This window comes from Phaeospirillum tilakii, assembly GCF_042683125.1.
Lineage (GTDB): Bacteria > Pseudomonadota > Alphaproteobacteria > Rhodospirillales > Magnetospirillaceae > Phaeospirillum > Phaeospirillum tilakii.
This window is the reverse complement of the sequence record NZ_JBHUIY010000026.1, coordinates 22,043-43,885: the sequence shown is the minus strand read 5'-3', so window position 1 is coordinate 43,885 and position 21,843 is coordinate 22,043. Positions and strand designations below refer to the sequence as shown.

The 21,843-nt window shown below is 69.6% G+C and carries 24 protein-coding genes; 14 read left to right on the top strand and 10 right to left on the bottom strand.

Translation table 11 applies throughout. The features are described 5' to 3' along the window. The first annotated feature begins 128 nt into the window (after window positions 1-128). Both ACFSNB_RS12980 and ACFSNB_RS12975 read left to right on the top strand, forming a co-directional pair. Window positions 129-872 carry a hypothetical protein gene (locus tag ACFSNB_RS12980; protein ID WP_377317219.1) on the top strand — a complete coding sequence of 248 codons (744 nt, stop codon included), beginning with the start codon at window positions 129-131 and terminating at the stop codon, window positions 870-872. A 20-nt stretch (window positions 873-892) separates the two neighbouring features. After that, entirely contained in the window at window positions 893-1,597 is a 705-nt protein-coding gene (locus ACFSNB_RS12975; protein ID WP_377317217.1) for an HAD hydrolase-like protein, read from the top strand. 372 nt (window positions 1,598-1,969) lie between these two features. On the opposite strand, the gene rpsA is transcribed toward ACFSNB_RS12975, so the two are convergent. Beyond that, window positions 1,970-3,670: a 30S ribosomal protein S1 gene (gene rpsA / locus ACFSNB_RS12970; protein ID WP_377317215.1), complete on the bottom strand. Its 1,701-nt coding sequence runs from the start codon at window positions 3,668-3,670 to the stop codon at window positions 1,970-1,972. Between the two features lie 163 nt (window positions 3,671-3,833). Beyond that, window positions 3,834-4,472, bottom strand: a complete 639-nt coding sequence (locus ACFSNB_RS12965) for a (d)CMP kinase (RefSeq protein ID WP_377317213.1) — start codon at window positions 4,470-4,472, stop codon at window positions 3,834-3,836. Window positions 4,473-4,604: 132 nt separating this feature from the next. Here ACFSNB_RS12965 and mtnA point away from each other — a divergent pair, with 132 nt between their 5' ends. Further along, window positions 4,605-5,705 carry an S-methyl-5-thioribose-1-phosphate isomerase gene (mtnA, locus tag ACFSNB_RS12960; protein WP_377317211.1) on the top strand — a complete coding sequence of 367 codons (1,101 nt, stop codon included), beginning with the start codon at window positions 4,605-4,607 and terminating at the stop codon, window positions 5,703-5,705. 118 nt (window positions 5,706-5,823) lie between these two features. Then, window positions 5,824-6,393 (top strand): D-sedoheptulose 7-phosphate isomerase, encoded by a 570-nt coding sequence (locus ACFSNB_RS12955; RefSeq protein ID WP_377317209.1) that lies wholly within the window; start codon window positions 5,824-5,826, stop codon window positions 6,391-6,393. Window positions 6,394-6,485: 92 nt separating this feature from the next. Here the strand turns inward: ACFSNB_RS12955 and ACFSNB_RS12950 are convergent, their stop codons facing one another. The 4 genes from ACFSNB_RS12950 to ACFSNB_RS12935 form a co-directional block, all read right to left on the bottom strand. Continuing rightward, the gene (locus tag ACFSNB_RS12950; RefSeq protein WP_377317207.1) at window positions 6,486-7,679 is read right to left on the bottom strand and encodes an O-antigen ligase family protein; all 1,194 of its coding nucleotides are present in this window, start codon (window positions 7,677-7,679) and stop codon (window positions 6,486-6,488) included. Between the two features lie 90 nt (window positions 7,680-7,769). Then, window positions 7,770-7,904 carry a hypothetical protein gene (locus tag ACFSNB_RS12945; RefSeq protein WP_377317205.1) on the bottom strand — a complete coding sequence of 45 codons (135 nt, stop codon included), beginning with the start codon at window positions 7,902-7,904 and terminating at the stop codon, window positions 7,770-7,772. After that, on the bottom strand, window positions 7,901-9,811 hold the full coding sequence (locus tag ACFSNB_RS12940; protein WP_377317203.1) for a hypothetical protein: 1,911 nt from the start codon (window positions 9,809-9,811) through the stop codon (window positions 7,901-7,903). The genes ACFSNB_RS12945 and ACFSNB_RS12940 overlap by 4 nt, the downstream gene beginning before the upstream one ends. An 11-nt stretch (window positions 9,812-9,822) precedes the next feature. Next, on the bottom strand, window positions 9,823-9,984 hold the full coding sequence (locus tag ACFSNB_RS12935) for a hypothetical protein (protein ID WP_377317201.1): 162 nt from the start codon (window positions 9,982-9,984) through the stop codon (window positions 9,823-9,825). 190 nt (window positions 9,985-10,174) lie between these two features. On the opposite strand from ACFSNB_RS12935, the gene ACFSNB_RS12930 reads away from it, so the two are divergent. The 5 genes from ACFSNB_RS12930 to rdgB are packed head-to-tail and all read left to right on the top strand — an operon-like array spanning window position 10,175 to window position 14,565. Next, the gene (locus ACFSNB_RS12930) at window positions 10,175-11,821 is read left to right on the top strand and encodes an ArnT family glycosyltransferase (RefSeq protein ID WP_377317199.1); all 1,647 of its coding nucleotides are present in this window, start codon (window positions 10,175-10,177) and stop codon (window positions 11,819-11,821) included. Then, window positions 11,818-12,603, top strand: coding sequence for a phosphatase PAP2 family protein (locus tag ACFSNB_RS12925; RefSeq protein WP_377317197.1), 786 nt, complete (start codon window positions 11,818-11,820; stop codon window positions 12,601-12,603). Before ACFSNB_RS12930 ends, ACFSNB_RS12925 begins: the two co-directional genes overlap by 4 nt. Continuing rightward, entirely contained in the window at window positions 12,600-13,217 is a 618-nt protein-coding gene (locus ACFSNB_RS12920; protein WP_377317195.1) for a FadR/GntR family transcriptional regulator, read from the top strand. The genes ACFSNB_RS12925 and ACFSNB_RS12920 overlap by 4 nt, the downstream gene beginning before the upstream one ends. 26 nt (window positions 13,218-13,243) lie before the next feature. Continuing rightward, complete coding sequence (rph, locus tag ACFSNB_RS12915; RefSeq protein ID WP_377317193.1) at window positions 13,244-13,963, top strand: ribonuclease PH; 720 nt, start codon at window positions 13,244-13,246, stop codon at window positions 13,961-13,963. Further along, window positions 13,963-14,565, top strand: coding sequence for an RdgB/HAM1 family non-canonical purine NTP pyrophosphatase (gene rdgB / locus ACFSNB_RS12910; RefSeq protein WP_377317191.1), 603 nt, complete (start codon window positions 13,963-13,965; stop codon window positions 14,563-14,565). Before rph ends, rdgB begins: the two co-directional genes overlap by 1 nt. Before the next feature lie 162 nt (window positions 14,566-14,727). Here rdgB and ACFSNB_RS12905 read toward each other — a convergent pair whose 3' ends face one another. Then, window positions 14,728-15,714 (bottom strand): 2-hydroxyacid dehydrogenase, encoded by a 987-nt coding sequence (locus tag ACFSNB_RS12905; protein WP_377317189.1) that lies wholly within the window; start codon window positions 15,712-15,714, stop codon window positions 14,728-14,730. A gap of 118 nt (window positions 15,715-15,832) precedes the next feature. On the opposite strand from ACFSNB_RS12905, the gene ACFSNB_RS12900 reads away from it, so the two are divergent. The 4 genes from ACFSNB_RS12900 (at window position 15,833) to ACFSNB_RS12885 (ending at window position 17,987) form a co-directional block, all read left to right on the top strand. Beyond that, the gene (locus tag ACFSNB_RS12900; RefSeq protein WP_377317187.1) at window positions 15,833-16,231 is read left to right on the top strand and encodes a DUF1491 family protein; all 399 of its coding nucleotides are present in this window, start codon (window positions 15,833-15,835) and stop codon (window positions 16,229-16,231) included. Between the two features lie 101 nt (window positions 16,232-16,332). Next, window positions 16,333-16,707: a RidA family protein gene (locus ACFSNB_RS12895; protein WP_377317185.1), complete on the top strand. Its 375-nt coding sequence runs from the start codon at window positions 16,333-16,335 to the stop codon at window positions 16,705-16,707. Window positions 16,708-16,787: 80 nt separating this feature from the next. Next, the gene (locus ACFSNB_RS12890; RefSeq protein ID WP_377317183.1) at window positions 16,788-17,456 is read left to right on the top strand and encodes an SDR family oxidoreductase; all 669 of its coding nucleotides are present in this window, start codon (window positions 16,788-16,790) and stop codon (window positions 17,454-17,456) included. A 120-nt stretch (window positions 17,457-17,576) separates the two neighbouring features. Continuing rightward, window positions 17,577-17,987, top strand: a complete 411-nt coding sequence (locus tag ACFSNB_RS12885; protein ID WP_377317181.1) for a hypothetical protein — start codon at window positions 17,577-17,579, stop codon at window positions 17,985-17,987. 165 nt (window positions 17,988-18,152) lie between these two features. On the opposite strand, the gene ACFSNB_RS12880 is transcribed toward ACFSNB_RS12885, so the two are convergent. Together ACFSNB_RS12880 and ACFSNB_RS12875 are read right to left on the bottom strand one after the other, a co-directional pair. Beyond that, window positions 18,153-18,899 carry a PhoH family protein gene (locus ACFSNB_RS12880; protein WP_377317179.1) on the bottom strand — a complete coding sequence of 249 codons (747 nt, stop codon included), beginning with the start codon at window positions 18,897-18,899 and terminating at the stop codon, window positions 18,153-18,155. Window positions 18,900-19,271: 372 nt separating this feature from the next. Continuing rightward, entirely contained in the window at window positions 19,272-20,204 is a 933-nt protein-coding gene (locus tag ACFSNB_RS12875; RefSeq protein WP_377317177.1) for an exopolyphosphatase, read from the bottom strand. A 182-nt stretch (window positions 20,205-20,386) separates the two neighbouring features. Between ACFSNB_RS12875 and ACFSNB_RS12870 the strand changes: the two genes are divergently transcribed. Further along, window positions 20,387-20,818 carry a hypothetical protein gene (locus ACFSNB_RS12870; protein WP_377317175.1) on the top strand — a complete coding sequence of 144 codons (432 nt, stop codon included), beginning with the start codon at window positions 20,387-20,389 and terminating at the stop codon, window positions 20,816-20,818. Between the two features lie 241 nt (window positions 20,819-21,059). Here the strand turns inward: ACFSNB_RS12870 and ACFSNB_RS12865 are convergent, their stop codons facing one another. After that, window positions 21,060-21,842, bottom strand: coding sequence for a succinate dehydrogenase iron-sulfur subunit (locus ACFSNB_RS12865; RefSeq protein ID WP_377317173.1), 783 nt, complete (start codon window positions 21,840-21,842; stop codon window positions 21,060-21,062). Between the last annotated feature and the right edge of the window lies 1 nt (window position 21,843).

The following is a 21,843-nucleotide window of genomic DNA, read 5'->3' as shown; positions in this document are numbered from 1 at the left end:
ACAGCCCCACGCCCGGTCAGATCCAACACCATTGAGGGAATCGCCTCCTCCTTCGACGCGCATTGTTGATTTTTACGCGTTTTTCGAACAGCATCGCCACAATATGCAATCGAAAAACGAGTATTATTGTGAATATTTTCAGCAGCTTCACCTTCGGCCGTCTGATCAAGACGTTCGTTCCCGGTTTCTTCTGGCTGATGTCGCTGGCTCTGGTGGTCGATGGCTATCTTCGGCCCGAGACGAACCTTCCCTCCCTGATCGACAAACATAGCGACGCCCTGGTCTTCTCGATCACGGTTATTCTCTGCGTGATCCTCGGTTTGATCTCCAACACCCTGGTCTTCGCCGGCCTCAACGATCATTTCGTCCGGACCCCGGTCCGGCTCAATGCCAGGAATCGAGCGTTCATCGCCGCCAAGGATCGGATTGAGACCCGCATCCGACAACATTTCTGCGACCTTTTGACCAAGCAAGGCGCCTTCGACGGAGAGGACGGTCAAATTTTGCGGGAGGAAACCGAGAAAAATCTCGATCCGGAATACGCCATCATACAAAAAGATGATTTCTCAAAAATCGTCTATGTTCAGGAGCAATACTGGTACTACATGGAGCTACACATCAATCTTGCCTTTTCGATCGCGTTGTGCTTTACTTGCTACATCGTTCGGGCCATGATGGCTGGAATAGATGTCGTCAACGAGGAAACTTTTCTTGGATTCGCACTGACGGCGGTCATCTTCATCGGTCTGGTCAAGATGGCGCGAACCAATTACCTCCGTCATCTTAAGAAAATTTTCAGTATTTACTGCACGTTCCTTTCGGAAACCATCGGTCGCAACGACAAGGAAAACACCGCCCCATCGGCCGGTTGACCCCCAGCGAAGAGGTGCCCATGACCACCTTCTTTTTCGATCTGGATGGCACGTTGTGCGATTCCCGCCCCGGGCTGCTGCTATCGTTCCAAGCCGCGTTCAACGCCCTCAAGGTCTCCGTCGAGGAACTCGACCGTTTCCTGGGCACCCCCCTGCCCGAAGCGTTTCGGTCGGTGATGGCCTCGATCAGCGACAAGGACATCGCCCATGGCATCGATGCCTTCCGGCAGGAATACGAGGCCCGCGGCATTTTCCAAACCCCGCTGTACCGCGGCGCCGCGGCCCTGCTGAGTTCGATCCGCCAACAGGGACATCACTCCTGGCTGGTGACGTCGAAGCCGCAGAAATATGCGGAACAAGTGGTGACGAATCTCGGGATCAAAAATGATCTGAGGGGCGTTGTCGGGGCGGGACTGGACGAAAGCGACACCAAGACCGGGCTGATCGCCCGCGCCCTCAGGGAAAGCGCAGCCCGCCCGAACCAATGCCTGATGCTGGGAGATCGATCCTATGACGTGATCGGTGCGCTGGAGAACGGCGTCACCCCGGTCGGGGCGCTGTGGGGCTATGGGAGCCGGCGCGAACTGGAAGAGGCTGGTTGCCGAGAGTTCTGCGACGATCTGGCTCAATTTCACGAACGGTTTCTGTTTCTCGCCCCATCGCTGTTTCCCCCGGAACAACTGCCGTTGGCAACCGCCCGGCGGCAGAGCCAAGCGATTCACTGAATTTCGGGGAGGTCCAGGAACCTCAGGTTCCTGGCGGGTGCGGGCGGAGCCCGCGTGCGGGTGCGGGCGGAGCCCGCGTTTTTTCCCATGAAAAAGGCCCGGAACCTTGCGGTTCCGGGCCAATTCCGTTCAAGCCTGGGACGAGAAGCTTACTTCTCTTCCTGCGCCTGAGCCCGACGCATCGCGGCGCCGAGGATGTCGCCGAGCGAAGCGCCCGAGTCGGACGATCGGGGAGGTCCAGGAACCTCAGGTTCCTGGCGGGTGCGGGCGGAGCCCGCGTGCGGGTGCGGGCGGAGCCCGCGTTTTTTCCCATGAAAAAGGCCCGGAACCTTGCTGTTCCGGGCCAATTCCGTTCAAGCCGGGACGAGAAGCTTACTTCTCTTCCTGCGCCTGAGCCCGACGCATCGCGGCGCCGAGGATGTCGCCGAGCGAAGCGCCCGAGTCGGACGAACCGTACTCGGCCATCGCCTGCTTCTCTTCCTCGACTTCGCGGGCCTTGATCGACAGGCTGACCTTGCGGGCACCCTTTTCGACCGCGGTGACCTTGGCGTCGATCTTTTCGCCGACCGCGAAGCGCTCGGGGCGCTGCTCGGAGCGTTCACGCGACAGGTCGCTCTTGCGGATGAAGCCGGTCAGGCCCTCGACGCTGACTTCGATGCCGTTCTCGGTGACGTGGGTCACGGTGCAGGTGACGACGTCGCCCTTCTTGATCGAGGCGATGGCGTCCTGGAACGGATCGGAGGAGAGCTGCTTGATGCCGAGGCTGATGCGCTCCTTCTCGACGTCGACGTCGAGAACCTTGGCCTTGACCACGTCACCCTTCTTGTAGTCCTGGATGGCGAGGTCGCCGGGCTTCTCCCAGTCGAGGTCGGACATGTGAACCATGCCGTCGATGTCGCCGGGCAGACCGATGAACAGACCGAACTCGGTGATGTTCTTGATCTCGCCTTCGACCTGGGTGCCCGACGGGAAGCGCTCGAGGAAGCTTTCCCACGGGTTGGAGATGGTCTGCTTGAGGCCGAGGCTGATGCGGCGCTTCTGCGGATCGACGTCCAGCACCATCACTTCGACTTCCTGCGAGGTCGAAACGATCTTGCCGGGGTGGACGTTCTTCTTGGTCCAGGACATCTCGGAGACGTGGACCAGGCCTTCGACACCCGGCTCCAGCTCGACGAACGCGCCGTAGTCGGTGATGTTGGTCACGCGGCCGGTGAACTTGGCGCTGACCGGGTACTTCGACTCGACACCCTCCCACGGATCGGCGTCGAGCTGCTTGATGCCGAGGCTGATGCGCTGGGTTTCCGGGTTGAAGCGGATGACCTGGACGCGGACGGTCTGGCCGATATGCAGCGCCTCGGACGGGTGGTTGATGCGCTTCCAGGCGATGTCGGTGACGTGCAGCAGGCCGTCAACGCCGCCGAGATCGACGAACGCACCGTAATCGGTGATGTTCTTGACCACGCCCTCGAGGATCTGGCCTTCCTTGAGGTTCTCGATCAGCTCGCTGCGCTGTTCGGCGCGGGTCTCTTCCAGCACGGCGCGGCGCGACACGACGATGTTGCCACGCGAGCGGTCCATCTTGAGGATCTGGAACGGCTGGGTGGTGCCGAGCAGCGGGGTGATGTCGCGGACCGGACGGATGTCGACCTGGCTGCCGGGCAGGAAGGCGACGGCGCCGGACAGATCGACGGTGAAGCCGCCCTTGACCCGGCCGAAGATCACGCCATTGACGCGCTGCTGATCCTGGAAGGACTTCTCGAGCAGGGTCCAGGCTTCCTCGCGCTTGGCCTTCTCGCGCGACAACACGACTTCGCCGTTGCGGTCCTCGTAGCGCTCGATGAACACGTCAACGCGGTCGCCCGCCTTGATCTCGGCGGCACGGCCGGCCGAGGCGAATTCCTTGAGCGGCACGCGGCCTTCGGACTTGAGGCCGACGTCGATCACGGCGTAGTCGCCGTCGATGGAGACGATCAGGCCACGGATCACCGAGCCTTCGAACGCGCCGCCGACGCCCAGGGTTTCGTCGAGCAGGGCGGAGAAATCATCGCCCGCGACAGGGGAGGAAGTGGTCATGGAGTGGAAATTCCTTTCGTGTGTCACTGCGTTACCGGCCAGCCGGTTGGATCCGGCGGTCTTTTATCGAGCGTGAGGGACGCTCTCCCCGAAAACGAAAGAAACCGCCGCCCGGGCAGAGTCCGGACGGCGGGCGGTCAAGTCCGACGCGCTGGGGCGGCCCTCAGGCGATCCCCTTCTCCCGCAGATGCGACAGCGCCGCGGCGAAGGCCTGATCGGCGTCGAGATCGGAGGTATCCAGCAACAACGCGCCTTCCGCCGGCTTCAAGGGCGCAACCGACCGGTTACGGTCGCGGTCGTCGCGCTCCTTCATGTCGGCGAGAACGTCAGCGTATATACCCCCACGGCCGGCCGCCTGCAACTCCTTCAGCCGCCGCTCGGCCCGCTTTTCGACCGAGGCATCGACGAACATCTTCACCTCGGCGGCGGGGCAGACCACGGTGCCGATGTCGCGGCCGTCGAGCACCGCGCCGCGCCCGCCGGGCGGATGGGCGGCGAAGCGGCGCTGGAAGTCGAGCAACGCGGCGCGCACCCCGGGGATCGCCGCGACCTTCGACGCCGCCTGGGCCGCGTCGTCGCCGCGCAGATCGCCCGCGCCCAGGGCCTCGGGGGTCAGCGCCCGCGCCGCCGCCTCGGCCAGCGCGGGATCGGCCGGATCCTGGCCGGCGCGGGCGAGGCCCATGCCGACGGCGCGATAGATCAGGCCGGTGTCGAGATAATCGAAGCCGAGCGCCGCGGCCAGCCGCCGCGCCAGGGTGCCCTTGCCCGCCGCCGCCGGGCCGTCGATGGCGATGATGGTCATGACGTGTCTGTTTCCTCCGCTCCCGCACCGGCGGGACGGCCCTGCTTTACCCGCCGGTGCCGCCCCTTGTCCACTGCGGAGGGGTTCGGCTAAGGTTTGCCCCCATCGCCGTACCCGGGGGGACGTGAAAGAATGAAGATCAACGGGGTTTCCTATCGCACCATCTGGCTGGCCGCCGATGGCGCCGGGGTCGAGATCATCGACCAGACCCGCCTGCCGCACGAATTCGTCGTCATCACCCTGCGCAGCTCGGCCGAGGCCGAGGCGGCGATCCGCGAGATGTGGGTGCGCGGCGCCCCGCTGATCGGCGCCGCCGCCGCCTACGGGCTGGCGCTGGCCGCGCGCGAGGATGCCTCGGATGCCGGGCTGGCCGCCGCCTATCAGCGGCTGCACGCCACCCGCCCGACCGCGATCAACCTCAAATGGGCGCTCGACGAGATGATCGCGGCGCTGACCCCGCTGCCGGTGGGCGAGCGGGTCGCCGCCGCCTATGCCCGCGCCGCCGCGATCTGCGATGCCGACGTGGCCCAGAACGCCGCGCTGGGCGAGGCCGGCTGCGCCATCATCGCCGCGCTGTGGGAGAAGAAGAAGGCGGCGGGGGCCGAGCGGATCAATCTGCTGACCCATTGCAATGCCGGCTGGCTGGCCACCGTCGATTGGGGCACCGCGCTGGCCCCGGTCTACAAAGCGGTCGAGGCCGGGATTCCGATCCATGTCTGGGTCGATGAGACCCGGCCGCGCAACCAGGGCGCCAGCCTGACCGCGCGCGAACTGAACTGGCACGGCGTGCCGCACACCGTGATCGCCGACAATACCGGCGGCCATCTGATGCAGCACGGCATGGTCGATCTGGTGATCGTCGGCACCGACCGCACCACCCGCGACGGCGATGTCTGCAACAAGATCGGCACCTATCTGAAGGCGCTGGCGGCCAAGGACAACGGGGTGCCGTTCTACGTCGCCCTGCCCAGCCCGACCATCGACTGGACCATCGCCGACGGCGTGCGCGAAATCCCGATCGAGCAGCGCTCGACCCGCGAGCAGACCCACATCACCGGCAAAGCGGCCGATGGCACGCTGGTCGAAGTCCAGCTTTCGCCGGATGGGTCGCCGGCGGTCAATTATGGCTTCGACGTCACCCCGGCCCGGCTGATCACCGGGCTGATCACCGAGCGCGGGGTCTGCCCGGCCAGCCGTGAGGGGTTGCTGGGGCTGTTTCCCGAGCGGGGCTGACCTGCGCGGGCTTGGCCCGCACCCACCAGGAACCTGAGGTTCCTGGACCTCCCCGACCGGGCCGTTGCGTTCCGGACCCGGCCGGGGGAGGATCGGAGGAACCGCAGGAGGGACCGCCATGCCGTTCGCCCGTTTTCTCGATGAGCAGATCGCCGCCCACGCCGAGGTGCTCGCCCAGACCGGGCCGGCGGTGCGCGAGCCGTTTCAGCGGCTGACCGACGCCTGCATCCTCAGCCTGCACCGTGGCGGCAAGATCCTGTTGTTCGGCAATGGCGGCAGCGCCGCCGACGCCCAGCACCTCGCCGCCGAGCTGGTGGTGCGCTACCGGGTCAACCGGCCGGCCCTGGCGGCGGTGGCGCTGACCACCGACAGCTCGATCCTCACCGCCTGCGGCAACGATCTGTCGTTCGACGACATCTATGCCCGCCAGATCGAGGCGCTGGGCCGGCCGGGTGACATCGCCATCGGCATCTCGACCTCGGGGCGCAGCCCCAACGTGCTGGCCGGGCTGCGCGCCGCGCGCGAAAACGGGCTGGTGGCGGCCGGCTTCAGCGGGCGCGACGGCGGCGAGATGGTCGGGCTGGCCGATCCGCTGCTGATCGTCCCCAGCCCGGTGACGGCGCGGATCCAGGAAATGCACATCCTGATCGGCCACGCCTTGTGCGACCGGATCGAGGCGGCGGCGTAGCCGGTTCCATGTGATGGAACCGGCTAGGCTTGTGCGCGACGCGCCCCGTCCCGGGGCCGCTCAAACGCCGTGCGGGCTGGCTGCCGTCCCGGTCAAGGGCGCGGCGCGGGTGGTGGCGACACCGCCCGCACCGTCGCCGCCAGCACCAGCATCAGGCACAGCCACCAGCTCTGCCACGCCCCGAAACTGACGTTGAGCACCCCGAACACCCCGGTCAGGGCGGCCATCGCCCACAGCCGGGAGGAACCCTCGGTCCGGCGCAGGATCAGCCGCACCACCGCCGCCAGCAGCAGGATCGCCGTCACCGCCCCGGCCAGCCCCAGTTCCAGCCACAATTGCAGCAGGGCGTTGTGGGGATGCAGCGGGATCAGCTCGGACAGGGCCGAAAACCGCTTGTCGCCGACATAAAACACGTAATTGATGATCTGGTTCTGGCCCTCGGGCAGGCTGCGGGCGGCATTGACCCCCTGGCCGAACCAGGGGGCGTGCATCACCAGTTCGCCGGTGCCGCGATAGATCGCCAGCCGGTGGACGGTCGAGCTGGCGATCATCGGCAGGCGGTTGGCCGCCTCCTCCGGGGTCGGCAGATGGGTGGCGACCAGCGGCACCGCCAGGATCCATCCCGCCAGCGCCGCCGCGATCAGCACCGGGCCGCGCCGGGGAGCGAACCAGGTGACCAGGGCGGCCCCGGCCCCCAGCCCCATCACCAGCGCCGCCGACAGGCTGCCGAACCCGACCCCGAACGCCGTCACCACCAGCAGCAACAGCCCACCGGCCAGACGCGGCCGGGCCGTCGCGGTACAGGCAGCCAGCGCCGGCCAGCTCATCATCGCCGCCGCGACCAGCCCGGGCTGGGTGCGCAGGCCGAGCGCAAAATGGCCGAACAGATAGACGCCGAGCCCGAGCAGGCAGCCGGCCAGCGTGGCGCGGCCGACCAACCGGCGCTCCGGCGCGGTCAGCGTGGCGGCGGCGGCGACCACTGCCGGCCCCAGCAGCAGCAGCGGCACCGCCTGACGCAGCCACATCGCCCCGTCGCCGGGCAGGCCACGGCTCCAGGCCAGACTGGCCAGCCCGAGCAGGGTGAGGGCGGCCAGCGCCGCCAGCGCCGCCCGGTCGGGGCGGGGCCAGTGGCCCTGGGCGCGGCGGAACAGCGGCAGCACCGCCAGCCCGACCACGACGAACAGCGGCGCCACCCCCTTCGGCACGATCGCGGCCATCATCGGGGCCAGCAGCGCGGCCAGGGCGAACACCAGGGCCAGCGGCGACGGGCGGGGAGAGAGGATCATGGCGCGCCCTCCCGGCCGGCGGCGGGAGCGGCGGCGGCGGCGAAGGCCGCCAGCCAGGCGCAGGAAACCAGAGCGAGACTCATCGGCGGATCACCACGGCAGGAAGCGGCTGAATTCTTGGAACTTGTTGGCGTAGTACGCGGCGGATTCGAGGAAATAGGCCGCGTTGACGACGGCGATCCACACCAGGGCGACCAGCAGGGCCGGCAGGGACAAGGGTCTCATCGGGGCTCCGCGACGGGAAGGGAGAGAGAACAGGTGGCCGGGGTCAGCCGGTAGAGGCGCAATTCGCCCCGCCCGCCGCCCAGACCGGGCAAGGTGCGCGAGTTGAGAATCGAGAAAGGCCGGACCAGTTCGGCCTCGGCACAGCCCAGATCGACCAGCAGCCGGGTCATCCCGACGACCCCGTCCGTGGGCCAGTCGGCCGGGTCCTGGCCCCGGCGGAACAGGACATGGGTGAACCCGCCCCGGCGCAACTGGGTCCAGAACCGGAGCGGATCAATCTCGCCGGGGCGGATCTCGACCACGGTCTGGAAGATGGCGTTGCCATAAAACAGCGGCCGCTCGATCAGGTAATTGAGTTGGCGCTCGGTGTTGAACAGCCGGCTGTCGGCCGGCAGCACCCGGTTGATCTCGGCCGCCATCGCCGCGCCGCCGACATTGCGGTCGAGGAAGTCGGCGCGGCTCTCGCCGCCGGCGAGGTGGCGGACATATTTGAGGTCGGCCACCGCCAGCCCGGCGCCGCCCAGCCCCAGGCACAGCGCCACGGCGGCACCTGCCGGCCATTTCAGGGCGGAACCGGCGGGACCGAGCCGGGCCAGGGCAACGGTCAGCACCGCCAGCAGCGCCGGCAGCAGCGGCAGCAGGTGTCGGACCCGCTGCGACGGGCCGAGGAAGAACCACAAGACGGCGGTCAGCGCGACCACCGCCGCCATCGTCGTCAGCGGCGAGGCGGCGAGGCGGCGCCGCCCGGCCCAGGCGGCGGCCAGGGCGAACGGCAGCGCCAGCACCGGGAACAGGCCGAGCCCGGCCCGGCCGGCATCGAACGCGTCGGCGGGGGCGAAGGTGGCGAGAAACGGATAGGCCAGCAGGGCGGCGGGGGTGCGCGGCAGCGCCACCTCGGCGACACCGAACGAGCCGGCCATGAACGCGGCCTGGGCCTGGTTCCACAATTCGGGCGGCACCGGCAGCCAGCGCGCCAGCATCGGAAACACCGGGTCGCCGATGTTGAGCCAGTTCCAGACATACCATTGCCCGCCGGCCAGCGCGGCGGCGAGGGCGAAGGCCAGCCCGGCGCGGAGGTCGCGGCCCCGGGCCAGCAGCACCGCCAGCGCGGCGGCGGCCAGCAGCAGGCCGGGATATTTCGACCCGGCATAGAAGCCGGCGGCGAGGCCGCCCAACACCGCCCAGCGCCAGCCCCGCCCCTCGGCCACCGCGGCGATCGCCACCAGGGCGAAGGCGGCGGTGCGCGGCTCGACCTGACCGGTGCCGCCGGCATAGAGCACGGTCGGGGTGGTCAGCCACAGCAGCACGGCGGCCAGCCCCCAGGCGGGGCCGGCCCGGCGGGCGACGAGATGATGGAGCAGCGGCACCGCCAGCCAGCCGCTGATGCCGCACCACAGCGTCATCGCCCGTTCGCCGCCGAGGGCATAGGCCAGAGCGTAGGTGGTCTGGAGCAGTTGCGGCACCGCGCCATCGATCGCGCGCGGCTCGAACACCAGATGGCCGCTCTCGGCCATCCGCCGCGCCAGGGCGAAATGATAGGCGAGGCTGTCGGCATCGCCCGGCGGGCACAGCCCCTGGGCCAGGGTGGCGGCGGCGACCAGCGCCAGCAGCGCCGCCAGGGCGATCAGCATCGGCGAAAGGGACGGCGGGCGGAGCGGCCCCCCGGCACGGCGCGGCCGGGCCAGCGCCAGCCCGGCCCAGCCGGGGGCGAGCAGGGCCAGGATCGGCCCCGGCGCCAGCAGCCCGGCGGCGCCGAGCCAGCAGCCGAACCAGCCGAGCAGGCCGACCCCGAGCGGCCAGCCCCAGGCGGCGGCCGGCCGGGGGTCGGGCCGCAGGGCGGCCAGCGCCAGCAGCCCCCAGCCGAAGGAGGCCGCCGACAGGGCGAAGGCGGCGAGGAACCCGCTCATCGTTGCCCCGCTCATCGCCACAGCGTCGGCAGCAGGGCGAGAATCTCGCGGAACTGCCAGAGATAGCCGAGCCCGGCCACGCCGACCCAGCCGAAGCCGAGGGCGGCGACCAGCCGTCGCCGCGCCGCGGACGAGACAACGGAACCCGGAGCGAAAGCGGTGGGGCGGGACATGCGGACTCTGCGGTCGCCGGGAGGGGAAAGCCGGCCCACCATGGGCAGTTTCCGTGCCGATGTCAAACCCCGCGCCGACCGGAACGGACCGGCCGATGGCGAGGATTCGCCGCTCGATGCTTGACCGCGCGGGGGGCATCGTGTTGTTGATGCGACACTCAAGAGGTCCCCACCGCAGAAAGACCAGGACGTGGAACGGCTGACCGGCGGCACCCGCCCTTATTTCCTGCTGACGCTGTTGTGCCTGTTCCTGTATCTGCCGGGACTGGCCTCGGTACCGCCGCTCGACCGCGACGAATCGCGCTTCATGCAGGCGACCCGGCAGATGCTGGAGACCGGCGACTACATCCGCATCCAGTTCCAGTCGGAGATGCGGGCCAAGAAGCCGGCCGGGGCCTACTGGGCCCAGGCCGCCAGCGCGCTCGCCTTCGCCGACCCCGCCACCCGCGAGACCTGGCCCTACCGGCTGCCCTCGGCGCTGGCGGCCTGGGCGGCGGCGCTGCTGACCTTCGGGCTCGGCCGCTGGCTGTTCGGCCGCCCGGTGGCGCTGCTGGGGGCGGCGATGCTGGCCTCCTGCCTGATGCTGGTGTCCGAGGCCCATCAGGCCAAGACCGACGCGCTGCTGCTCGCCACCCTGATGGCGGCGCAACTGGTACTGGGGCGGGCCTATCTCGCCGCCCGGCGCGACGAGCGCCCGCCCGGATTCGCCGCCGTGCTGATGTTCTGGCTGGCGATCGGCGCCGCGATCCTGATCAAGGGGCCGGTGGTGCCGCTGATCCTGATCGCCACCGTGCTGACGCTCCAGATCGCCGACAACCGCGCCCTGGGCGCCGGCTGGCTGTGGACGCTGCGGCCGATCGAGGGCCTCGCGATCGCCACGGCGGTGGCGGCGCCCTGGTTCTTCGCCATCAGTCAGGCCACCGACGGCGCCTTCGTCGGCGAGGCGGTCAAGGGCGACCTGCTGCCCAAGCTGCTCGGCGCCCAGGAAAGCCACGGCGCGCCGCCCGGCACCTATCTGCTGCTGGCGCCGGTGACGCTGTGGCCGGCCTCGCTGCTGCTCGGCCCGGCGCTGATCTGGGCGTGGCGCCAGCGCGAGCGGCCGGAGATCCGCTTCTGTCTGGCCTGGATCATCCCCACCTGGGTGATCTTCGAGCTGATCCCGACCAAGCTGCCCCATTACGTGCTGCCGACCTATCCCGCCCTGGCGCTGCTGATCGCGGCGGCGGCCTTCAGCGGCGGGCTGCGCGAGGGGCGCGGCACCCAGATCTGGGCCGCCGCCTGGAGCCTGATCGCCCTCGCCCTGGCGGTGGCGGTGCTGCTGGCCCCGGTCGGGTTCGGCGACCGGTTCGACTTGACCAGCCTGCCGGCCTTCGTCGCCATCGCCGCCACCGGCATGCTGTCGGCCTGGCTGGCGGTGCGCGGGCGGCCGCTCGGCGCCGCCTTCGCCGTCCTGGTCACCGCCTGCACCGCCTTCCCGGTGGTGTTCGAGGGAGTACTGCCCCAGCTCAACCAATTGTGGGTCAGCCGCTCGATCGCCGAACTGGTGGCCAGCCGCCCGCATCAGGGCCCGGTGACGCTGGTCGGCTTCTCCGAGCCGAGCGCGGTGTTCCTGCTCGGCACCGACACCCGCTTCGCCAGCGCGGGCGAGGCCGCCGCCACCCTGGCCACCCGTCGGGGCGCATTGGTGCTGGTGGCCGACCGTGACGAGCCGGGCTTCCGTCAGGCCTGCGCCGGTCAGGCGGTGACGCCGCAGGTGGTCGGCAAGGTCAAGGGATTCAATTATTCGCGCGGCCGGCCGGTGCTGCTGACCGCTTATGCCGGGGAGGACAAGCCGTGAGTCTGCTCGACACCCTGCTGCTGCCGCTCGAACGGCTGGCGATCGCGGTCGGCGCCCGCTGGCGCAAGGCCGCCCGCTGGCACGGGCCGGTCGCGGCGCAATGGCGGCGCACCTGGCGCAACCCGATGGAATGGCTGAGCCTCTACGCCCTGGTCCTGGTGCTGCTCGGCATCTTCGTGATCGACCAGCCGCTGGCCCGGCTGTGCAAGGAAAGCGTCGAGGGCGAGCTTGAGGGCTTCTTCAAGATCGTCACCTTCTTCGGCCTGGGCGGGCTGTGGCTGATCCCGTCGGGGATCCTGACCCTGCTGTTCCTGCTCGGCCGCCGGGTGGCGCTGAGCCCGGCCGGGCGCGAACGCTATACCCGGCTGGCCTGGGCTCCCGGCTTCCTGTTCCTGTCGGTGGCGATCTCCGGCCTGATCGGCGACGTGATCAAGTTCGTGGTCGGCCGCACCCGGCCGCAAATGCTGTTCGACCAGGATCTCGCCACCTTCGAGCCCTTCACCCACGGCTGGGCCTACAATTCCTTCCCCTCCGGCCACACCCAGACCATCTTCGCGGCGATGGTGGCGCTGGCGCTGGTGTTCCCGCGCTACGACCGCGCCTATCTCGCGGTGGCGCTGCTGGTGGCGGCCAGCCGGGTGGCGACCAGCGTGCATTACTTCTCCGACGTGGTGGCCGGGGCCTGGCTCGGCATCTTCGTCCCGCTGGTGCTGGCCCGGCTGCTGGCGATGCGGCAGATCCCGGTGCGCTACCACCGTCCCCACGCCGGGGGCGGCTGGTGAGCGGCGGCGGCGCGGTCGAGCCGCTGGCCGGGTTGCTGCGCGGGCACCCCGAGACCGCGTTCGATTATTTCGAGTTCCGCCGGCTGATGGCCGGGGCGGTGGCCGAGCTGGCCGCCACCCGCGCCACCCCGGCCGACCTCGCCCGCATCGAACGCTGCGTCGCCGCGCTGGAACAGGCCCATCTGCACGATGATCCCGACCAGGAAGCGGCGGCCGACACCGATTTCCACACCGCCTTGTGCGAGGCCGCCGGCAATCCGGTGACCAGCCGGGTGATGCTGCGGATCTTCGAGATGCTGCGCGGCGGCGTGTTCTACGACCGCTGCGACCTCTACCGCCGCCGCGGCGTGCGCGACGGCTTCCTCGCCCAGCACCGGGCGATCTGGCAGGCGATCCGCGCCGGCGACGCCGCGCTGGCCCGCCGCCTCAGCGAGGCGCACATCGACGCCACCGCCGAGGCGCTGCGCGAGGCCCGCGACGAGGATGCCCGCCGCGAGGTCGCCCTGCGCCGCCACGACGGCATCGGCCTGACCAGCCGCCCGCCCGCCCGCGACGGCGCCCGCGCCGCCGCCACCCCGTCCCGCGCCGACCCGGCGCCCGATCCTTCCGCCTGATCCACTCCTTCGAGGACCCGTTTGCCATGAGACCTTCCGGCCGCGCCGTCGACCAGCTTCGCTCCGTCAGCCTTGAACCCAACGTGTCGCGGCACGCCGAGGGCTCCTGTCTCGCCCGTTTCGGCGACACCCATGTGCTCTGCACCGCCTCGGTCGAGGAGCGGGTGCCGCCGTTCCTGCGCAATTCGGGCAAGGGCTGGGTCACCGCTGAATACGGCATGCTGCCGCGTTCGACCCACACCCGCACCGACCGCGAGGCGGCCAAGGGCAAGCAGTCCGGCCGCACCCACGAGATCCAGCGCCTGATCGGCCGCTCGCTGCGCTCGGTGGTCGATCTGACCGCGATGGGCGAACGCCAGATCCGCATCGATTGCGACGTGCTCCAGGCCGACGGCGGCACCCGCACCGCCGCGATCACCGGCAGCTGGGTGGCGCTGGCGCTGGCCTTCCGCCGGCTGGTCGAGCATGGCCAGCTGGCGGCGGTGCCGCTGACCGACCATGTCGCCGCCGTCTCCTGCGGCCTGTGCGAGGGGGTCGCGGTGCTCGACCTCGATTACCAGGAGGATTCGACCGCCTGGGCGGATTCCAACTTCGTGCTGACCGGGCGCGGCGGCATCGTCGAGATCCAGGGCACCGCCGAGGAATGCCCGTTTGCCCGCGACCAGTTCCTCGAACTGCTGGCCCTGGCCGAAAAGGGCGTGGCCGATCTGGTCCGCTTCCAGCAGCAGGCGCTGGAGCAGGCGTGATGGCCCCCAGGCGCTTCGGCGGCGGGCGGCTGGTGATCGCCAGCCACAACCCGGGCAAGGTCGGCGAGATCGCCACCCTGCTCGGGCCGTTCGGCGCCGACGTGGTGTCGGCGGCGACCCTCGGCCTGCCCGAACCGGAGGAAACCGGGGCGAGCTTCGTCGAGAACGCCGAACTGAAGGCCCGCGCCGCCGCGCGGGCCAGCGGCCTGCCGGCGCTGGCCGACGATTCCGGCCTCGCCGTCACCGCGCTGGGCGGGGCGCCGGGGATCTATTCCGCCCGCTGGGCCGGACCGGGCAAGGATTTCGACGCGGCGATGGCCCGGATCCACGCCGAGATCGGCGACTCGGCCGACCGCTCGGCCCGCTTCGTCTGCGTGCTGTCGCTGGCCTGGCCCGACGGCCATTGCGACAGCTTCGAGGGCAAGGTCGAGGGCGAGATCGTCTGGCCGCCGCGCGGCGCGCGCGGCTTCGGCTATGACCCGATCTTCGTGCCGGTGGGGGGAGCCGCCACCTTCGCCGAGATCGAACCGGCGGCCAAGCACGCCATCAGCCACCGCGCCGACGCCTTCCGTCAGCTCGTCGCCGCCTGTTTCGCCGGATAGGCCCCGCCGGGCTGCCGCCCGGGCCCGCTTGGGGCGATGCCCCAAACCCCCTTCTTTTTTCGGGGTCGGGCGCGGACCGGCCTTTCCGCTTGGGCGCGGGTGTTTGCCGCGCCAAGGGGTTCCAAGGGCCTTCGGCCCTTGGCGGGTGCGGGCAGAGCCCGCCTAGAGCTGGGCGGCGACGACGCGGTCGGGCGGCGGGTGGCCGGTGGTGAAGGTCTTGATGTTGACCAGCACCGCCTCGCCCATGTCGATCCGCCCCTCGTGGGTGGCCGAGGCGAGGTGGGGCAGCAGCACCACATTGTCGAGCCCGAGCAAGGCCGGATTGACCGAAGGTTCGTGCTCGAACACGTCGAGCCCGGCCCCGGCCAGCTCGCCGCGCGCCAGCATCCGCGCCAGCGCCGCCTCGTCGACGATCTCGCCCCGGGCGCAATTGACCAGATAGGCGTGGCGCGGCAGCAGGGCCAGCCGGCGCGCCGACAGCAGGTGGAAGGTGGCCGGGGTGTGGGGACAATGCAGCGTCACCACGTCCATCCGCGCCAGCATCTGGTCGAGGCTTTCCCAATAGGTGGCGCCCAGCTCGGCCTCAATCTCGGGCGCAACCCGGCGCCGGTTGTGGTAGTGGATCGCCATGCCGAAGGCGCGGGCGCGCCGCGCCACCGCCTGACCGATCCGGCCGAGGCCGATCACCCCCAGCCGCTTGCCGGAAATGCGGTGGCCGAGCATCCCGGTCGGGCTCCAGCCACCCCACGCCCCGGTGCGCAGCAACTTGGCCCCGGCCTGCATCCGGCGCGGCACCGCCAGGATCAGCGCCATCGCGATGTCGGCGGTGTCCTCGGTCAGGGCGTCGGGGGTGTTGGTGACGGTGATGCCACGGGTGCGGGCCGAGGCGAGGTCGATGTGATCGACCCCGGCGCCGAAATTGGCGATCAGCCGCAGGCCGGGACCGGATTGCGACAGCACCCCGGCATCGATCCGGTCGGTGACGGTGGGAACCAGCACCTCGGCGTCGCGCACCGCCGCGATCAGCTCGGCGCGGTCGAACGGATGGTCGTCGGGATTGAGGCGAACCTCGAACAGTTCCCGCATCCGGGTTTCGACCGGTTCGGGCAGCTTGCGGGTGACGACGACGACGGGCTTGTGGTTCGACATCTCGGCTCTCCTCGCCACAGGCGGTTGGGATCGGGCCAGCGGGACCCGGTCGGGTCTCTTGTCCAGCTTGGCGAATCCGGCCTAAACTGGTCAAAATAAAATCAATCGGAGAGAGCAGATGCCGCCTTTCGGGCGCGTTTCCGCCCCGGCCCCGGCGCCGGAACCGCCCCCGGAGCCGGAGGCCCGCCTCAAGGCGCGGCTGTGGGTCCAGGCGGCGCTGCGCCAGTGCGGCAGCCAGGGGATCTTCGCCGCGGTGCTGCGCCATGGCGACGACGATGCCGGGGTGGTGCTGGTCAAGCTCAATCGCGGCCCGGCCGGCTGCGAGGTGTTCACCCCGGTGCGCGACGGTGCCGGCCGGCTGTGCTGGCTGCGCGCCACCGGCGCCGATCCGGTGGCGGAGAGCGAAGCCGACGCCTATCTGGCCCGCCAGCGCGGCAACGATCCCGATCTGTGGGTGATCGAGGTCGAGGACCGCGACGGGCGGCTGCCGTTCCTCGAACGGATCCTGGCCGGCTGACGGTTGGCGGCGGCGGCGGGATCGGCTATGGATCGGCCCGGCCCGCCTGGGCCGCCGCCCCGGCCGGGGCGGTCCGTTTTTTTTCCAACCGAGGACCTGCCATGACCCGTCAGTTGATTTCCTCCGGCTCCGCCTTCGAAGAGGTGGCCGGCTATTCCCGCGCCGTGGCCCAGGGGCCGTGGGTGTTCGTGTCCGGCACCTCGGGCTATGACAACGGCCAGATCTCCGACGACGTCGCCGAGCAGGCCCGTCAGGCGCTGGCGACCATCGCCAAGGCGCTGGCCGAGGCCGGCGCCTCGCTGAAGGACGTGGTGCGGGTGCGCGCCTTCGTCACCGAGCCCGGCTTCTTCGAGCGGATCGCCCCGGTGCTGGGCGAGGCCTTCCGGGGCGTCCGTCCGGCCAACACCACCGTGGTCACCGGGCTGGTCGATCCCAAGATGAAGGTCGAGATCGAAGTCACCGCCTTCAAGGCCTGATCCGGACCGGGACGCGGCGCCCCTCGCGACGGCGCCGCGCCCCCCTCCCCTCCCCCCCCTCACCGCAAGGAGTTCCCTCGATGGCCACCGTCCTGATCATCGGCGCCAGCCGTGGGCTGGGTCTGGAATTCGTCCGCCAATATGCCGCCGCCGGGGCGCGGGTGCTGGCCACGGTGCGCCAGCCCGCCGCCGGCCGCGCCGTGTCCGAAGCGGGCGGCGAGGTCTATCTGTGCGATGTCGGCGATCAGGCTTCGATCCGCCGGCTGGCCGACGGTCTCGACGGCATCGGCCTCGATCTGGTGGTGCACAATGCCGGGATCTTCGGCGCCGACCAGCCGTTCGGCGCGCTCGAGGCGATCGACCTGCTCGAGGTGATGCGGATCGACGCCGTCGCCCCGCTGCTGACCGCCCAGGCCCTGGCCGCCCGGCTGGCGCCGGGGGGCGTGTTCGCGGCGGTGTCGTCGCGGCTGGGCTCGATCGGCGCCAACCAGGCCGGCGGCCATTACGGCTACCGCGCCGCCAAGGCGGCGCTCAACATGGCGATCCGCACCCTGGCGGTCGATCTGGCCCCCCAGGGCGCCTGCGCGGTGGCGCTGTCGCCGGGCTGGGTCCGCACCGACATGGGCGGGCCCGAGGCGCCGCTGGCCCCGGCCGAGGCGGTGGCCGGAATGCGCGCGGTGCTCGACCGGCTCACCCCGGCCGATAACGGCGTTTTTTTCGATTATGACGGGTCCGCCCTACCCTGGTGAGTGGGTTTCACCCCCTGCCGGACGGCCAGCCCGCCGACAAATTGCCTTGAGGCGGGCTGACCGTTCTGTCATTATCTACTGGAATGGGTTAGGAACAACCTGTAGTAGATAGGTGCCAGAATGGACGTCTCGACCTTCAACCTTCCGCCATCTTCACCATCCTGGGATTCATCCTCGGCCCGCGCCGTGAACGGCCAGACCGAGGCCAATGAACAGCAGGCCGCCGACAAGGCCGCCAAGGCCACGGCCGACAAGACCACGGCCGACAAGACCACGGCCGAAGAAACCGACCAGCCCCAGAGTGAAGCCACCCGCTTCTCCAGCCCGGTGATCGGCGTCGATGCCGGAACCGGCTCGACCATCCTGGAATATCGCAACCAGAATACCGGCGTGCCCTATGCCCAGGTGCCGTCGCAGGCCGCGCTGCAATATGCCGAGGCGGTGGCGACCAGCCCGGTGGGGCGCTCGGTCCAGCAGATCGAAGCCAACGGGGATCGTCTGGTTCGTCCCGGCGGCAACCTCCTCGCCTGAACGTCGGGCGACACGGTCGGGATCCGTTCACCCGCGAAAGACCGGAACGTCTTTCGCGGGGCGTATCCGTTTGTCGGTCAAACCCTGGCCGCATCCCCCCGTCCGCTGCCGGCCCGGGGCGGAGGAGCGGCGGCGGTGCCGCACCCCCGGCCCCGCACCAACCGTTTACAGCACCGTCAGCATGCTGGCCACCAGCGGATGGCGCACGATGTCGGCCTCGGTCAGATCGACCACGGCGACGTCGGGCAGGCCGCGCAGACGGGCGGCGATGTCGGCCAGCCCGGACAGGCCGGGCAGCAGGTCGCTCTGGTCGGGATCGCCGGTCAGCACCATGGTCGAATGCCAGCCCAGCCGGGTCAGCAGCATCTTGATCTGGCCGTAGGTGCAGTTCTGCGCCTCGTCGATCACGATGAAGACGTTGTTGAGGGTCCGCCCCCGCATGTAGGCGATCGGCGCGATCTCGATCGAGCCGTCGGCCAGCAGCGCGCGCAGCTTCTTGCCGCCCAGCCGGTCGGACAAGGCGTCGTAGAGCGGCCGCAGATAGGGCGCCATCTTCTCCTGCAGGTCGCCGGGCAGGAAGCCGAGGGTTTCCCCCGCCTCGACCGCCGGGCGTGACAGCACGATCCGGCCGACCTCCCCCGCCTCGAACGCCTCGACCGCCGCCGAGATCGCCAGATAGGTCTTGCCGGTGCCGGCCGGACCGAGGGCGACGGTGAGATGATGATCCCCGATCGCCCCGAGCAGCCGGCGCTGATTGTCGCTGCGGGGCCGCACGGTGCGGCGGAAGCTCTGATCGCGCTCCTCGTCGGCCGGCAAGGGGGACCAGTCCTGACCCTCGCCGGTCGGGACGGGGTAGAGCGGAACCACCGGGTCGGACTTGGACACGGCGCTGCGGGTCGCGCGTTTGGCCATCGGGCTCTCCTTCGCGGCTGTCGGAACACAAGCGGGGAAACGGGGCCGGCCCGGCCAGGGGCGGCCGGCCAACAAAAAAGGCCTCTCGCGGACGAGAGACCCTGGGGACGGGATCGGGGGGAGCGGCTCTGCTCCGCCGGGGACCGGCGGACGGGGGGACAGGCAGAGCGGGCGACCCTGGCGGGACGGCACGGAAGGAACCCTCCTTCGCTGACCGGCGATCCTGACCACAACCCTAACGGAATCTCCCCGCCGCTGTCGAGCCCGCACCCGGCGCGGTCACGACAATGTCATCCCTGCTGCCGCAACATGTCGGGGAAATGGCCCGGTTCCGCCCCCAGCCCTGGGCAGGCGGCGGAACCGGGCGGGCGATCAGCCGTCGGCGGTGATGCGGGTGATCAGTTCGGCCAGCACCTTCTCGGCCAGCGCCGTGTCGATCTGGCAGGTGCCGGCGGCCTGATGGCCGCCGCCGCCATGGCGCAGGCACAGTTCGCCGACATTGGTGCGCGAGGAGCGGTCGAGGATCGACTTGCCGATCGCGAACACGGTGTTCTGCCGCTTCAGCCCCCACAGCACGTGGATCGAGATGTTGGATTCCGGGTACAGGGCGTAGATCATGAAGCGGTTGCCGGCGTAGATCACCTCCTCGCCGCGCAGGTCGAGCACCACCAGATTGCGGTGAACCCGGGCGCAGCGCCGGATCTGTTCCTTGAACTTCTCCTGATGGGCGAAATAGAGGTCGGTGCGCTCCTTGACGTCGGGCAGCGACAGGATGTCGTCGATGGTGTGGGTGCGGCAATAGTCGATGAGGTTCATCATCAACTGGTAGTTCGAGATGCGGAACTCGCGGAAGCGGCCGAGCCCGGTGCGGGCATCCATCACATAATTGAGCAGGGTCCAGCCATCGGGATCGAGGATGTCGCCCAGGCTGTAGCGGGCCGAATCCGCCTGATCGACCGCCTGCATCATCTCGGACCAGGCGGCGGGGAAGCGCTCCGCCCCGCCGTAATACTGGTACACCACCCGCGCCGCCGAGGGGGCGTCGGGATCGATGATATGGTTGTCGTGGCGCCCGGTGCGGAGCGTTTCGGACAGATGGTGGTCGAAGGCGAGCGCGACCCCTTCGACATAGGGCAGGTTGGTGGTGATGTCGCCCGGGCCGATCTCGATCCGGCCGTCCTGCATGTCCTTGGGATGAACGAAGGTGATCTCGTCGATCAGGTCGAGGTGACGCAGCAGCACGGCGCAGACCAGGCCGTCGAAATCGCTGCGGGTGACCAGACGGCGCTTGGGGGTCTCGGACATCGATCTTCCCTTCCCTGGGGCCCCGACCGGGCCGATGTGCTGGCGGGGCGAGGGACCGCCACGCCTGGAAAAAGAGGATAACGGCGGCGGCGCGGCGAAACAACCGCCGGCCGGGCAACGGTTCCCAACCGCGCCGCCATGGGGTAGAACAGGGCCTCGATCCCGTCCGGAAACGATCGCCGATGAAGCTGACCCGCCTGCTGCCCCTGACCGCCGCCATGGCCGTGCTGGCCGGCTGCTCGTCGAGCGACGCCTTCATCGACCGCAATTACGCCAAGGCGACCCTTGAGGTCAGCAAGCCAAAGCCGGCCGGCTATGACGGACAGGTGCGGGTCTGCTACGGCGGCGACACGCCACGCGAGGACCGGGACCGGCTGGCCGAGGAAGCCTGCACCCAATGGGGCCTGCACGCCGTGCTGATCCTTGACCAGCCCTGGCAGTGCCGCCTGCTGGTGCCCCACCTCGCCACCTATGCCTGCGTCGATCCGGCCATGCGCTTCAAGGATGGCCGCTACGTCGATCCGTTCAGCACGGGCGCGGTCGATCAATGGCGCAACAGCCAGCCCCGCCAGCCGGCCGAAGGCGACACGCCCACGCCGACGCCGACGCCGTAGGCGCCATACCGAACAGTTGCGCGGGCTCCCGCCCGCGGGCCCGGCCGGGGCGATGCCCCGGACCCCCTTTGTTTTCATTGATAAAAAAGGGAGGGGTTCGGGGAGCTCTGCTCCCCGAGCGGGCCGGCGGGCGGCAGCCCGCCTAGCCTGTGTATGTTTGCGCGCGGAGCGCGCGGGGGCGGCAGCCCGCCTAACCTGCACATGTTTGCGCGCAAGGCGCGCGGGGCGAGACGCCGCGCGGTTAGGCGCGGCGCTCGATCAGCTTGCCCTTGATCGCGCCGATGGCACGGGCGGGATTGAGGCCCTTCGGGCAGGTCTGGGTGCAGTTCATGATGGTGTGGCAACGATAGAGCCGGAACGGATCCTCGAGATTGTCGAGGCGTTCGCCGGTCATTTCGTCGCGGGTGTCGAAGATCCAGCGCGCGGCCTGGAGCAGGATCGACGGGCCGAGATAACGGTCGCCGTTCCACCAGTAGCTCGGGCAGGAGGTCTGGCAGCAGAAGCACAGGATGCACTCCCACAGCCCGTCGAGCACCTCGCGCTCCTCCGGGCTCTGCAACCGCTCGCTGTCGGGCGGATTCGGGCTCTGGGTCTGCATCCACGGCTTGACCGAGGCGTACTGGGCGTAGGGCACCGCCAGATCGGCGACCAGATCCTTGACCACCGGCAGATGCGGCAGCGGATAGATCGCGACGTCGCCCTCGATGCTGTCGATCGGCTTGAGGCAGGCCAGGGTGTTGGTGCCGGCGATGTTCATCGCGCAGGACCCACAGATGCCCTCGCGGCAGGAGCGGCGGAAGGTCAGGCTCGAATCGACTTCGTTCTTGATCTTCAGCAGGGCGTCGAGCACCATCGGCCCGCAATCGTCGAGATCGATCGCGAAGCTGTCGAGGCGGGGATTGCTCCCCGCGTCGGGATCGTAACGATAGATGTTGAAACGCTTGACCCGCTTGGCCCCGGCCGGAGCCGGATAGGTCTTGCCGGGCTGGACCCGGGAATTGGCAGGCAGGGCGATTTCGACCATT

Excerpts from the sequence above, each read along its gene's own strand:
- ACFSNB_RS12940 (WP_377317203.1), bottom strand. The coding sequence starts at position 9,811 with ATGAGCGGGTTCCTCGCCGCCTTCGCCCTGTCGGCGGCCTCCTTCGGC.
- ACFSNB_RS12895 (WP_377317185.1), top strand. The coding sequence starts at position 16,333 with ATGACCCGTCAGTTGATTTCCTCCGGCTCCGCCTTCGAAGAGGTGGCC.
- ACFSNB_RS12935 (WP_377317201.1), bottom strand. The coding sequence starts at position 9,984 with ATGTCCCGCCCCACCGCTTTCGCTCCGGGTTCCGTTGTCTCGTCCGCG.
- ACFSNB_RS12905 (WP_377317189.1), bottom strand. The coding sequence starts at position 15,714 with ATGTCGAACCACAAGCCCGTCGTCGTCGTCACCCGCAAGCTGCCCGAA.
- ACFSNB_RS12975 (WP_377317217.1), top strand. The coding sequence starts at position 893 with ATGACCACCTTCTTTTTCGATCTGGATGGCACGTTGTGCGATTCCCGC.
- mtnA (WP_377317211.1), top strand. The coding sequence starts at position 4,605 with ATGAAGATCAACGGGGTTTCCTATCGCACCATCTGGCTGGCCGCCGAT.
- ACFSNB_RS12955 (WP_377317209.1), top strand. The coding sequence starts at position 5,824 with ATGCCGTTCGCCCGTTTTCTCGATGAGCAGATCGCCGCCCACGCCGAG.
- ACFSNB_RS12965 (WP_377317213.1), bottom strand. The coding sequence starts at position 4,472 with ATGACCATCATCGCCATCGACGGCCCGGCGGCGGCGGGCAAGGGCACC.
- ACFSNB_RS12885 (WP_377317181.1), top strand. The coding sequence starts at position 17,577 with ATGGACGTCTCGACCTTCAACCTTCCGCCATCTTCACCATCCTGGGAT.
- ACFSNB_RS12950 (WP_377317207.1), bottom strand. The coding sequence starts at position 7,679 with ATGATCCTCTCTCCCCGCCCGTCGCCGCTGGCCCTGGTGTTCGCCCTG.
- ACFSNB_RS12890 (WP_377317183.1), top strand. The coding sequence starts at position 16,788 with ATGGCCACCGTCCTGATCATCGGCGCCAGCCGTGGGCTGGGTCTGGAA.
- ACFSNB_RS12945 (WP_377317205.1), bottom strand. The coding sequence starts at position 7,904 with ATGAGACCCTTGTCCCTGCCGGCCCTGCTGGTCGCCCTGGTGTGGATC.
- rpsA (WP_377317215.1), bottom strand. The coding sequence starts at position 3,670 with ATGACCACTTCCTCCCCTGTCGCGGGCGATGATTTCTCCGCCCTGCTC.
- ACFSNB_RS12865 (WP_377317173.1), bottom strand. The coding sequence starts at position 21,842 with ATGGTCGAAATCGCCCTGCCTGCCAATTCCCGGGTCCAGCCCGGCAAG.
- rdgB (WP_377317191.1), top strand. The coding sequence starts at position 13,963 with ATGGCCCCCAGGCGCTTCGGCGGCGGGCGGCTGGTGATCGCCAGCCAC.
- ACFSNB_RS12870 (WP_377317175.1), top strand. The coding sequence starts at position 20,387 with ATGAAGCTGACCCGCCTGCTGCCCCTGACCGCCGCCATGGCCGTGCTG.
- rph (WP_377317193.1), top strand. The coding sequence starts at position 13,244 with ATGAGACCTTCCGGCCGCGCCGTCGACCAGCTTCGCTCCGTCAGCCTT.
- ACFSNB_RS12880 (WP_377317179.1), bottom strand. The coding sequence starts at position 18,899 with ATGGCCAAACGCGCGACCCGCAGCGCCGTGTCCAAGTCCGACCCGGTG.
- ACFSNB_RS12875 (WP_377317177.1), bottom strand. The coding sequence starts at position 20,204 with ATGTCCGAGACCCCCAAGCGCCGTCTGGTCACCCGCAGCGATTTCGAC.
- ACFSNB_RS12900 (WP_377317187.1), top strand. The coding sequence starts at position 15,833 with ATGCCGCCTTTCGGGCGCGTTTCCGCCCCGGCCCCGGCGCCGGAACCG.